The organism is Maribacter spongiicola (genome assembly GCF_004364165.1).
GTDB classification, from domain to species: Bacteria; Bacteroidota; Bacteroidia; order Flavobacteriales; family Flavobacteriaceae; genus Maribacter; species Maribacter spongiicola.
Window position 1 is genome coordinate 971,738 of sequence record NZ_SOAY01000011.1, and the last position, 12,942, is coordinate 984,679.

Genomic DNA, 12,942 nt, shown 5'->3' on the forward strand with positions numbered 1-12,942 from the left:
CTAATACAACGCTAATATTCTTAAGTTTGTATCCTAAATTTACATTGATGGCTAATAAAAATATAATTACCAAAAAGTCTGAAGACTTTTTCGAAAAATACTTGAATAACGCTGCCCCGACAGGATATGAGTGGGAAGGGCAAAAAATATGGATGGACTATCTAAAACCTTATGTAGATACGTTCATTACCGACACATACGGTACTGCTGTTGGTGTTATAAACCCTGATGCGAAATACAAAGTTGTTATTGAAGGGCACTCTGATGAAATTTCTTGGTATGTAAATTATATCACTGATAACGGTTTAATTCATGTAATTAGAAATGGTGGTAGTGATCATCAAATAGCGCCATCTAAATGGGTAAATATCCATACTACAAAGGGAATTGTAAAAGGTATATTTGGCTGGCCCGCAATTCATACACGTAAGGGAGATAAGGAAGAGACACCAAAAATTGAAAATATTACGGTTGATGTTGGTGCAACAAATAAGGAAGAAGTAGAAAAACTTGGGGTTCACGTTGGTTGTGTAATTACTTACCCAGATGAGTTTCAAATTTTGAACAAGAATAAATATGTTTGTAGAGCAATAGACAACAGAGCTGGCGGTTTTATGATTGCTGAAGTTGCACGTTTATTACATGAGAACAAGGTGAAATTGCCATTCGGACTTTACATCACTAATTCTGTACAGGAAGAAATAGGTTTACGTGGTGCAGAAATGATTACACAAACTATAAAACCTAACGTAGCAATAGTAACAGATGTTTGTCATGATACCACAACACCAATGATTAAAAAAGAGGTACAAGGACATACTGAAATTGGTGCAGGTCCTGTTATTTCTTATGCTCCTGCAGTTCAAAACAAATTGCGCGAACGTATCATCAAAACAGCTGAAGATAACAAGATACCATTTCAAAGAATGGCTGCCTCTAGATCTACAGGTACTGATACAGATGCTTTTGCCTACAGTAATGGCGGAGTTGCATCTGCATTGATTTCACTACCATTACGTTACATGCACACAACGGTAGAAACGGTTCATAAAGACGATGTTGAAAATGTAATTCGTTTGATTTACGAAACACTCTTAACAATCAAAGACGGAGAAACTTTTAGCTACTTCGATTAAATTTATATAATCCCTCTTTCACCGGAGGGATTTTTTTATTTTATGGATGAATTAATTGACATTTTAGATCCTGATGGAAACATGACGCATACGACTGCCATGAAGTCTGAAGCGCATAAAAATGGATGGTTTCACCAAACTGTTCATATTTGGTTGTATACTTCGGATGGAGAAATTTTACTGCAGCAACGCGGTAAAGAAAAAAATATATACCCGCTATTGTGGGATGTTTCCGTTGCAGGTCACATTGGAGCAGGCGAATCAATACTAACTTCAGCGGTGCGTGAAGTACAAGAAGAAATAGGATTGAAAATTTCATCCTCTGACTTAGAAAAAATAGGAATATTTAAATCCGTCAAAAATCATTCTGAAACTTTGAAAGATTATGAGTTTCATCACACGTTTATAGCCGAACTAAAAACACCGTTTAGCGCATTGCAAAAACAGGATAGTGAAGTTGAAGCCTTAAAACTAGAATCTATAAAACAATTTATCAAGGCTCTAAATGACACTTCAAACTACAAATACGTACCTCATGACATTTCATATTTTGAAACTATACTAGAAGAAATATCAAATAGATTAAATAGCATTTAAAAGAATTACTTACGCAGAGCAAAATGGAATTAACTAAAATCCGGATTCTTCAGCCCTCTTAACTACACCAACGGTTAAAATCAAATTAGCGAAACGACGCTGCTCTCCTGTTTGTATAATTAAGGTCGTATTTTGGTCTCTTATTTTATCATAAAAAGCCCAACGCTCCATTTCATCCCAAATAACATCGCCAAGTAATTTTTTATAGGCATCATGAATTTCAGCGTTTGCTTCTGCAGGTTTCTCCATTACAATTGCACCTTGTACCGGACAAACTTCTAAAATACCTTCTAGAACTGTAAGTGCATCTAACAATCCAGGACGAAAATTTAAATGTACCGTTGTAGAATTAGGACCGGTCATAGCACCTACCGGTAAATTACCATCTGCAATGACCACTTGCGCATAATGACCTGAACGCCCAAGAGCTTCCATAATTGTTGGATGAATAACCGGAGTCTTTAGCATATTTATTTTTTTAAGAATAATGAGAATAAAACCCTAATTGCCAGATTGCAAACTAGGGTTTTTATAGATTTATCTGGCACTACATGTTGTAAACTCCGCCGTTGATATCAAGCGTAGCTCCTGTAATAAAGCCATCGTATTCAGATGCTAAATACAAAACTGCTCTGGCAACATCATCTGCATTACCCGCTCGTTGAATAGGAATACCTTTTGTAGTTTCTGCAGCAGATTCTTTGGTTGTGTGTGTATTGTGAAATGAAGTACCTAAGATAAGTCCTGGTGCAACAGCATTTACACGTGTGCCTTGAGGCCCTAATTCTGAAGCAAGTGCCCTAGTGTAGGTTAAAATAGCGCCTTTACTTGTAGCATAAACTAAAGATCCTGGGTGACCTCCTTTACGACCTGCCAACGAAGCCAAGTTGACAATGCTACTATTCTCATTTTTTGCTAAATAAGGTGCTGCTGCTCTTGTAACAAACATCATTGATGTAAGATTGATATCCATCACTTTGTGCCAAAATTCAGTTTCCATTTCGCTAAGCATTTTACGCGCAACTAATGAACCTGCATTATTGATTAAGATGTTAAGACCTCCCAAAGCTTCAACTGTTATCTTTACTAATGCATTGGCGTCTTCTTCTTTCGTTAGGTCTCCACTTATGGCGATCGTCTTTAAGCCCTTATCTGTTGCATATTTTACTAATTCGTTTGCAGTATCTGCACTTGAAAAATAATGAATAGCAACATTGGCACCACTGTCAATAAAATGCTTTGTAATTGCCTCTCCTATTCCTTGAGCACCAGCAGTAATAAGTATATTTTTTCCAGATAATTTGTTACTGTTCGTCATAATTTTCAATTATAAATCTTGATATTGTTTCGGTTGAAATCCAACCCAATTACACAATATAAAACTGCTTAACCAAATTGGTTAACCAAATATAATCAAAAATGACTCAGTAAAATAGTATCTGATTTTAAAGTACTTAACTTAAATAGGTAACAAATTGATAAACATTGTCTAAACTATACTCTTGCTGCGAACCTTCTTTCATATTTTTAACGATGAAAGAATTATTATTTAGTTCTTGCTCCCCTATTAAAATGACATAAGGCACATTACGATTATTGGCGTATTTCATCTGCTTTTGCATCTTAGCACTTGATGGGTAAATATCTGCTTTAACACCCGCCTTACGCAACTGACTTACCAATTTCAATGCAGCCATAGCTTCATTATCACCAAAATTGACACATAATACTTGGAGCGATTGATTAATAGCTTCAGGGAAAAGATTTAAATCTTCTAACACCAAATAAATACGGTCTAACCCAAAAGAAATACCTACACCGCTTACATTTTTTAGTCCGAAAATACCGGTAAGGTCGTCATAGCGACCGCCACCACCTATAGATCCCATAATCACACCTTTTGGTGCTGCAACTTCGAAAATGGCTCCTGTATAATAATTTAGTCCGCGTGCAAGAGTTACATCAATCGATAAATTAGCAGATTGCAAACCTAAAACAGCTATCGTTTCTAAGATAAAACGAAGTTCTTCCAATCCTTTTTTACCTTCTTCCGAATCTTTTAGAAGTGCATCTAAACGCTCTAATTGCTCTTCATTAGTAGATTGAGGTAAAAATAATGGAGATGCTTTTTCAATAGCTTCTCCAGAAATTCCTTTAGCAAGCATTTCTTTTTTAACGCCGTCCTCTCCTATTTTATCTAACTTATCAAGTGCTACGGTAAAATCTATCAATAAATCTTTTGCACCGATAACTTCAGCTATACCTGCCAAGATTTTTCTATTGTTCATTTTAATCGTTGCACCTTCCAATTTTAAATCAGAAAATACAGCATCATACAATTGAATCAATTCTACTTCTTGCAATAAGGAATCTGACCCTACAACATCGGCATCGCATTGAAAAAATTCTCTAAACCGACCTTTTTGTGGTCTATCCGCTCTCCAAACTGGTTGAATTTGATACCGCTTAAAAGGAAAATCCAATTCATTTTGATGCATTACTACGTAACGCGCAAACGGCACTGTTAAGTCATATCGTAATGCTTTTTCCGTAATTTTCGGTGCAATACTGTTCGAATTTTTATCAGCATAAGTGGCGTCATCTACCTTACTTATAAAATCACCAGAATTTAATATCTTAAAAATTAATCGATCACCTTCTTCTCCATATTTACCCAAGAGCGTATCTGAATTTTCAAAAGAAGGAGTCTCAATCGGCTGAAATCCATACGTTTGAAAGTTCTTTTTGATAATATCAAAAATGTAATTACGCTTAGCTATTTCAGATGGATTGAAATCTCTGGTGCCTTTTGGTATGGATGGTTTCTGTGCCATTAATTTTTTATTGTATTACAAATATAGCCTTCAAATAACTTAGGCAATATTTCTATAGTGTGAATACTAGATTATTATTGTTTTATTTGGTAACGATTACTTTTTCGAACCATTTATACAATTCTCCTTTTGTTATAACCGCTCCTTGCTGTAGCAACAAAAATTTGTCTACATTCTTATCATCGGTATATGCCTTTGCTGCAGTCAAATATTCTACGAAGTCTGATTGCCAGTTTCTTTTAAACCAATCGAACCCTACTGATGTGGTTAAATCTATTTCAGGATTCATCACTTTCACCGATATCAGTTTCATCTCTTTATCGGTTAAATGAAATAGGTGCATTTGCTTATCTGAAATATTCTCTAAATAAGAAACCTTGCTCAACACTCCTTCCCAAACCAAATCGCTAAAAACGTCTAGTTCTTCTTCCGCTACTTTTGGTTTATCTCTCTTAATTTCATCCCACTCATCGCCCGTAATAGATTGTGTTGCCAGAAAATTAATGAATTCTGGATGCAATTCTTCCAATTGCTCTTTTGTAAGCCTCGTGTATTTCATTTTGCAAAAATAAAAAGCCCTAACATATTTGTTAGGGCTTTTACAACTTAATTTTAAAAACTTAGAAGATATATCTCAATCCTACTTGTGCTTGCCATCTAGATAACAAACTTGCATCATAACCAAAAGTTTCTGTCAACTCTGGATTAAACGTGTATGTTGGTACACTTGTATTTGGATCAACAGTTACACCTACTGGCTGAATGTTGTTCGGTTGTTGCACCAAGCCCCAATCAGAACTGATCATATTACCAATATTCAATACATCAACACTAAATTGAATAGTATTTGTTTTCCCTTCTGAAACAGTTATCTTATAGTCTTGTAAGAACTTAACATCCCATCTACCTCTCCATGGTGCTAAAGCTCCGTAACGCTCTGCATACTGCCCTCTTTGACCACTTAAGTAATCATCTTGAGCAATATAAGCATCAAAAGCAGCACCTTGACCAGCTCCTGCAAATTGCATCTGTCCTATTTCTGCAGATGTTGGTACATAAATAAGGTCATTTAAGCCTGATCCATCTCCATTAATGTCACCACCATAAGTATAGTTGAATCTACCACCTTGTGCATACTCAAAGAACGTAGAAAGAGTACTACCCCATTTACCGTTTCCGTATACCCAATTTTTACTGACAACACCAATGAATCTGTGCTTATCTCCATATTTAGAAGGTGCTAAAACGTCTGCATTTGCATCGTTTACAACTGGGTTACCAACGAAAGCATCTGATGTAATTTCTGCTTCAATAGAATTCACATCTTTAGCATCTAAATAGCTATATGCCAACATAGTATATAAACCTTTATCAAATGTCTTTTGAGCTTTAAAAGAAGCGTTCCAAATTCTACCCTTATTTGAGTTTGTAAATACATAAGGTCCCGCTCCTAAACCAAAGCTATTTAATAAATCGCCCGATGTATATGTCGGTCTAGTATCAACCCCAGATAAATTACCTGAAGGAGATGTCAATGCCCAGTTTTGTACATGTGGTCCATTAATATCTTTAGTATACGATAAATCTGCCGTAAGCACCATACCATTATCTAAACGTTTATCTGCACCTAAATTCGTTCTCCAAACTTGTGGAAATTTGTAATCTGGATCAACTGCTTGTAAGAAAAATACGTCTGGAGAAGAAATTTGGTTTCCTAGCCATACGAACGGGAAACGACCTGTAAATAATCCAGAACCACCACGTAATTGCAATGATCTATCGCCATACACATCATAGTTAAAACCAACTCTCGGTGAAATTAACCAATCATTAGAAGGCATTTGAGTGTTATCTATAAATACTGTTTCACCAGTATTTGGATTTTGGTAAGGCTGATCAGCAATTATAAAACCTCTGTCGATTACATCTTGTGCTTTCTCCGCAGAGTCAAAGAACAAAGGCTTATCAAAACGAACACCGTATGTTAATTTAAATTTCTCATTTACGTTCCATTCATCTTGCACATAAAATGCCAATTGACCTACATTGGTTTCTGCCAAAGCCCAACCTTCGCCATCTGGCACAGCATTATTTGCATTAAATGTTGCTTGTGGACCAGCAAAATCATAAGATGATGCATCAAAATCCGCAATATCTACACCACCAAATAAATCAAAACCATAAGCGGTTAGGTTAAACGAGTTGTCAAACATAAATTTCTCTAATGAAAAACCTACTGTATACGTATGATCACCTTTATAAAAGTTAAGGTTGTTAGTAATTTGAAGTACCTTTTGATCTAATCTGTTATTTGCTGAAAATGGCTCATGACCAGCAATTATATAGTTAGAACCATCTTTTGTAATGTTAATAGAAGGAGCAGGAGTAGAAAACGGATTTCTAAAATCGTTAAAATGAGTATAACCTACTTGTAATTTATTTGATGCCGTTGCAGACAAAGTTGAGTTTAACTCTACTTGAATAGATTTTAGCTCATTGTTTATCTCATATCCTGAATTCTGAAACTGCAATGTGTTTGCATTCGGACCTCTAAATTGTATCGCTGATGGGTGAGCTGGCTTTTGCTTAGATGCATTCAAAAAGTTATAAATAACTGCTAAACGGTTGTTATCATTAATGTTCCAATCTAACTTAAATAGACCTTTTGTAGATTCTGCATCATGCGTAAAACCTTGATAAGCACCCGGATCATATCCTGCTGCCAATAACTGATTTTGCACATTAATCAAATCACTTTCTAATACTCTAGATTCATTAATTGCTCCTGAACCTGTATTTGGCACCCAACCGTTTGTACCTAAATCTGTACGCTCATCTCTTTCAAAGTTGGCGAAGAAGAATAATTTATTTTTCACGATTGGTCCACCAATACTAACACCGTATTGACTTTGATCTAACTTAGGCTTTACAATCTCATCTCCTTTAATTTTACCACCGGTCATATCTTCATTTCTAAAGAAACCATATACTGTACCGTGAAAATCGTTAGAACCACTTTTAGTCACTGCATTTACAGAAGCTCCTGTAAAACCTGATTGCGTAACATCATATGGTGCGGTTGAAACTTGAATTTGTTCAATTGCATCTAGTGAAATTGGCTGAGAATCTGTTTGACCACCTGGTGTAGCTGCATCTAACCCGAAAGGGTTATTAAAAATAGCACCATCCAAAGAAAAGTTATTGAACTGATCATTTCTACCTCCGAAAGAATTACCACTCGCCGTTGGCTCTAAACGTGTAAAATCTGCTGCAGAACGTGAAATAGTAGGAAGACGTGTTAATTCTCTTCTACCAACACTCGTTTCTGCACCTGTACGGTCGCTACTAAAAGTACCTGAACGGTCAGAAACTACAGTAACTTCGTCTAATGCTTGGCTTTCACTTGCTAATTTAACATCTACATTGAAAGTTTGCCCTAATGACAAATTAACATCGGTAAGTTCGTAAGGTTTAAAGCCTACATAAGTAATTTCTACTTTGTAAGGACCACCAACACGAAGATTTAGAAGGTTGAACCTACCATCTTCATTAGTAATTGACCCATACTTTGTACCTGTAGGGGTGTGGACAGCGACAATGTTAGCGCCGAAAAGTGGTTGATTCTGATCATCTATTACTAAACCTCTGATATTAGAGGTGGTAACTTGACCGTAAGTTGCGCTTACAAAAAGTAGCAACAATACTTGAAAAAGCAAGCTGTTTTTCATTTTTATTGGTTTTGAGTTATTTATGAGTTCTTTAACAAAAATACCAATAAAAAAAGAGCTATGCACGCATAGCTCTTTTAAATTTATCAACTTAGATAGTTAATTATTTCTGTTCGGCAACTACTTCGAAACCAAAGTCAACAATTACCTCACGGTGTAATCTAATTTGTGCATTGTAAGGTCCAGTTCTTTTAACTGCACCACCTTGAATGTTAATGAATTTCTTGTCGATTGAATGTCCTTCTTTCGCAATTGCATCAGCCAAATCACCATTAGTAACAGAACCGAACAATTTATCGGCAGCACCTGTTTTAGCAGTAATTTTCAATTCTAAAGCCTTTAATGCCTCTTCAATTTTCTTAGCAGCATCAACAACTTTTTTCTCTTTGTGTGCTCTTTGCTTTAAGTTTTCAGCTAAAACTTTTTTAGCAGAAACAGTAGCCATAGCAGCTAAGCCTTGAGGTATAAGGAAATTTCTTCCGTAACCATTCTTAACATTTACTACGTCGTCTTTAAAACCTAAATTTTGTACGTCTTCTTTTAATATCAGCTCCATGATTCTTTTCTTTTATTTTAATAAATCAGCAACATATGGCATTAACGCCAAATGACGAGCTCTTTTTACGGCTTGTGCCACTTTTCTTTGATACTTCAATGAAGTTCCAGTAAGTCTTCTAGGTAACAATTTACCTTGCTCGTTTACCAACTTCAATAAAAAATCAGCATCCTTATAATCTACGTACTTAATACCAGATTTTTTAAAACGACAATACTTCTTCTTAGTGTTGGTTTCAATGTTTAATGGAGTAAGATACCTGATCTCTCCATCTTTCTTTCCTTTTGCCTGTTGTTGTAATGTTGCCATAATACTTAAGCTTTAGCGGTTTTGTTTCTTGTTCTTCTTTTTTCTGCCCATGCAACAGCGTGCTTGTCCAACTTAACGGTCAAGAAACGCATAACACGTTCATCTCTTCTAAACTCCTGTTCGTAAGGTGTAACTACCTCACCAGTGTTAGTAAATTCAAACAAGTGGTAAAAGCCACTCTTTTTGTTTTGAATTGGGTAAGCTAATTTCTTTAGCCCCCAATTCTCTTTAGCTACCATTTTGGCGCCATTGTTAATTAAGAAATCTTCGAATTTCTTAACTGTTTCCTCTATCTGAACATCAGATAGAACGGGATTCAAAATGAAAACAGTTTCGTAATGGTTCATATTATATTTGTTTTTAAAGAGTGCAAAAATAGATATTTTTTTAAAATAATTATAAGAAATGCGAATATTCTTCGTTATTGAATGGTAACAACATTAAAAATTAAACCAAATCTTAAACATATCATCATTACCAATTACACGATCAACAGTGCATTGTTCACATCTTTTGTTGCAGTTCAGCTTGTTTTTTCTGTTCTTTGTCGATGATTTAACCCCACAAATCAACCCTTATGAAGTTAAGAAGTATCATCGTTGACGACTCATCTATGCAAAGGATGGCCGTTGCCAAGTTGGTAAACAATCATCCGAATTTGACTATGGTAGCTGAGTACAGTAATGCTATCGAGGCTAAAAACGGAATCAAGAACCATGAGATCGATCTTATATTTCTTGATGTTGAGATGCCAATTATTACAGGATTCGACCTACTCGAGTCACTAGAAAACAGTCCTCAGGTAATTTTGATTACTGGTAAACCAGATTATGCACTTAAAGCATTTGACTATGATGTAACGGATTATTTACATAAACCGATTACCATGGCACGTTTTGATGCATCTGTTAAAAGAGCTGTTGCGAACTACGAACAATTGCACAGAGTTAATGAAGACGAAGAGCACATTTTCGTAAAGAGTAACCTAAAGAAAAGAAAGGTTATTTTAAATGATATTAAGTGGATAGAAGCACTTGGTGACTACATTAAACTAGTAACTGATGAAGCAAATATCGTAATCTTATCAACAATGAAGTCTTTTGAAAAGCAATTGCCAGAAGATAAGTTTTTAAGAATTCACAAATCATACATTATCAACCTAGAAAAGGTTGAAAAATTCAACAGTAAAAATGTTGAAGTTAGCGGTAGATCAATACCTCTAAGTAGAAATAAAAAGACAGAACTAGCCGAAGCGCTAAGTAACGTATAATATATGGTATAATTTTACTTTCAAAAAAGACCGCTACTTAGCGGTCTTTTTTAGTTTATATATGGTCTACATTATAAATGACTCTAACACTTCTGTACATTGCCACTGCTTTAAACGATTTTTCTATTCGCCTAATATTTGCTTTTGTCTGTGCTAAAGAATGTGCTTTCTGAACTTTAATTACGATATGTTTTAAATACTGATTTCTAATTCTCGCCACTGGCGGATATTCAGGTCCTAAAACAGTACCACCAAAATTAGTACGTAATGCCCCTGCAAACCAATCTGCAGCTTCATTCAGCACATTGTAATTTTTATGTTTAAAAGTTACCTTAATAATTCTATTTACCGGTGGATATTTAAATTGCTCTCTTTCATACAGCTGCTCGGTATACATACCCTCATAATCACTAGTAGTTACTTGTTTTAATATTTGATGATACGGATTATAGGTTTGAATAATAACACGACCTCTTTTTTTGGTTCGCCCTGCCCTACCCGATACTTGCGTTAATAATTGATAGGTTCTTTCATGAGCGCGATAATCAGGAAAATTTAGTAATGAATCTGCATTCATTACTCCTACCAAATTCACATTTCTAAAATCGAGACCTTTAGTGATCATTTGGGTACCTACCAGAATATCTAACTCGTGTTGCTCAAAAGCCGTAATTATCTTTTCATAACCGTGTTTGCCCCGGGTAGTATCTAAATCCATTCGACCAACCTTAGCTTCTGGGAATAATGCTGAAACCTCTTTCTCTATTTGCTCGGTACCAAAACCTTTGGTATCTAAATCTGGACTGCCGCATGCAAAACAAATTTCTGGTAATGCCGTATGATGACCACAGTAGTGGCAACGTAATTGATTTCTATATTGATGATACGTTAAACTTACATCGCAATTTGGGCATTGTGGCGTATGACCACATGTTAAACACTCCATTAATGGTGCAAAACCTCGTCTATTCTGAAAAAGTATGATTTGCGCACCTTCTTTTAAAGTTTCTTCCATTTCCATAAAAAGTCGCTCAGAAAAATGTCCTTTCATCTTTCTTTTTCTAGAAGCTTCTTTAATATCTACCAACTCCATTTCTGGCATTAGCACATTTCCATAACGTCTTGTTATTTCTGCATAACCATATTTACCTGTTTGCACATTGTAATAACTTTCTACACTTGGTGTTGCCGAACCTAATAGAATATTTGCCTTATGTAAATGACCTAATACTATTGCAGCATCTCTAGCGTGATATCTTGGTGCCGGATCAAATTGTTTAAAAGAACTCTCGTGTTCCTCATCTACAATGACCAACCCTAACTTACTAAAAGGCAAATACATTGCCGAGCGTGCACCTATTACCAATTGCGCTTTAGGTTTTGCTTGCAAAACATTTTGCCAAACTTCTACACGTTCCTGAACATTATATTTAGAATGGTAAATAGCAATTTTTTCACCAAAATACTCTTGCAGCCTACCTATAAGTTGTGTAGTTAAGGCTATTTCTGGCAATAAATACAATGCCTGCAACCCCTTTTCAAGACATTCTTCTATCAGTTTTACATAGACTTCAGTTTTACCCGAAGATGTTACCCCTTTTAATAAGGTAACTTTATTGGCTGCAAAAGAAGCTTTTATATCTAGTAAGGCTGTTTCTTGATATTCATTTAAATTTTTGGTATCAGAATTATCTGGCTCACCATCATAATTGACCCTATCGGTCTTAATAAAATATTCTTCTAAAATACCCTTATCTACTAGCGATTTTATTACCGCTTTAGAGCTGTTGCTAGATTTCTCCAGTTCAGAAACCTTTATCGGATTTTGACTTTTTCCTTGTAATTGAAATAAGGAAAGTACTACTTGACTTTGCTTTGGTGCCCTGGTAAGTGAATTTAATAATTCTTCTAATTTTTCATCAGATGTATGCTCTGCACCCAATTTAACATACCGAACCAACTTTGGTTTATATTGATCATATACTTCTTCTTTTAAAACAATTACCTTTTTCTCTAATAATCGTTGAAGAATTGGTAATACATTTTTACGGTCTATTATAGAGGAAACTTCTTGAACCTTTAATATAGATTGATGTTGTAATGCTTCGAATACTAAAAACTCATCATCTAAAAGTTCATTTTCATCTATTTCGTATTCTGTATTTCTAAGAACTAAGGTTTCACTTTCTAACAAGAAAGCGCTAGGTAAAGCACTGCGCACCACTTCACCCAAAGTACACATGTAATAAGAAGCTATCCACTCCCAATGTTTAAGTTGGGTCTCATTTACGATGGGGTATTCATCTAATAATTCATGAATCTCCTTTGCCTCATAAACTTCTGGCGGATTCTTGTGGACACTTTGAACAACGCCCGTATATATTTTTGATTTTCCGAAAGGTACCGCAACACGCATACCCGGTTTCAGCAACGCCGCCTCTTCTTCAGTTACACTGTACGTAAAACTTTTCTCTAGCGGAATAGGTAATATTACATTAATAAAGTTCGCCAT

At 35.4% G+C, this 12,942-nt stretch carries 12 protein-coding genes; 3 read left to right on the forward strand and 9 right to left on the reverse strand.

All coding sequences use genetic code 11. The features are described from left to right. Positions 1-47: 47 nt before the first annotated feature. Both CLV90_RS12660 and CLV90_RS12665 read left to right on the forward strand, forming a co-directional pair. Positions 48-1,136 (forward strand): M42 family metallopeptidase, encoded by a 1,089-nt coding sequence (locus CLV90_RS12660; protein ID WP_133687832.1) that lies wholly within the window; start codon positions 48-50, stop codon positions 1,134-1,136. Positions 1,137-1,178: 42 nt separating this feature from the next. Next, the gene (locus CLV90_RS12665; RefSeq protein WP_133687833.1) at positions 1,179-1,733 is read left to right on the forward strand and encodes an NUDIX hydrolase; all 555 of its coding nucleotides are present in this window, start codon (positions 1,179-1,181) and stop codon (positions 1,731-1,733) included. A 33-nt stretch (positions 1,734-1,766) separates the two neighbouring features. Here the strand turns inward: CLV90_RS12665 and CLV90_RS12670 are convergent, their stop codons facing one another. The 8 genes from CLV90_RS12670 to rpsF form a co-directional block, all read right to left on the reverse strand. Next, positions 1,767-2,201 (reverse strand): RbsD/FucU domain-containing protein, encoded by a 435-nt coding sequence (locus tag CLV90_RS12670; RefSeq protein WP_133687834.1) that lies wholly within the window; start codon positions 2,199-2,201, stop codon positions 1,767-1,769. Positions 2,202-2,280: 79 nt separating this feature from the next. Beyond that, positions 2,281-3,051, reverse strand: coding sequence for an SDR family NAD(P)-dependent oxidoreductase (locus CLV90_RS12675; protein WP_133687835.1), 771 nt, complete (start codon positions 3,049-3,051; stop codon positions 2,281-2,283). Between the two features lie 136 nt (positions 3,052-3,187). Next, positions 3,188-4,567: a histidine--tRNA ligase gene (gene hisS, locus CLV90_RS12680; RefSeq protein WP_133687836.1), complete on the reverse strand. Its 1,380-nt coding sequence runs from the start codon at positions 4,565-4,567 to the stop codon at positions 3,188-3,190. Positions 4,568-4,649: 82 nt separating this feature from the next. Further along, complete coding sequence (locus CLV90_RS12685; RefSeq protein ID WP_133687837.1) at positions 4,650-5,126, reverse strand: DUF6495 family protein; 477 nt, start codon at positions 5,124-5,126, stop codon at positions 4,650-4,652. Between the two features lie 61 nt (positions 5,127-5,187). Further along, entirely contained in the window at positions 5,188-8,295 is a 3,108-nt protein-coding gene (locus tag CLV90_RS12690; protein WP_133687838.1) for a TonB-dependent receptor, read from the reverse strand. 103 nt (positions 8,296-8,398) lie between these two features. Continuing rightward, on the reverse strand, positions 8,399-8,851 hold the full coding sequence (rplI, locus tag CLV90_RS12695; protein ID WP_133687839.1) for a 50S ribosomal protein L9: 453 nt from the start codon (positions 8,849-8,851) through the stop codon (positions 8,399-8,401). 12 nt (positions 8,852-8,863) lie between these two features. Further along, positions 8,864-9,160 carry a 30S ribosomal protein S18 gene (gene rpsR, locus CLV90_RS12700; protein ID WP_027067300.1) on the reverse strand — a complete coding sequence of 99 codons (297 nt, stop codon included), beginning with the start codon at positions 9,158-9,160 and terminating at the stop codon, positions 8,864-8,866. A gap of 5 nt (positions 9,161-9,165) precedes the next feature. Beyond that, on the reverse strand, positions 9,166-9,507 hold the full coding sequence (gene rpsF, locus CLV90_RS12705) for a 30S ribosomal protein S6 (RefSeq protein WP_027067301.1): 342 nt from the start codon (positions 9,505-9,507) through the stop codon (positions 9,166-9,168). Between the two features lie 230 nt (positions 9,508-9,737). On the opposite strand from rpsF, the gene CLV90_RS12710 reads away from it, so the two are divergent. After that, complete coding sequence (locus CLV90_RS12710) at positions 9,738-10,430, forward strand: LytR/AlgR family response regulator transcription factor (protein ID WP_027067302.1); 693 nt, start codon at positions 9,738-9,740, stop codon at positions 10,428-10,430. 55 nt (positions 10,431-10,485) lie between these two features. Here the strand turns inward: CLV90_RS12710 and priA are convergent, their stop codons facing one another. Continuing rightward, the gene (gene priA / locus CLV90_RS12715) at positions 10,486-12,942 is read right to left on the reverse strand and encodes a replication restart helicase PriA (protein WP_133687995.1); all 2,457 of its coding nucleotides are present in this window, start codon (positions 12,940-12,942) and stop codon (positions 10,486-10,488) included.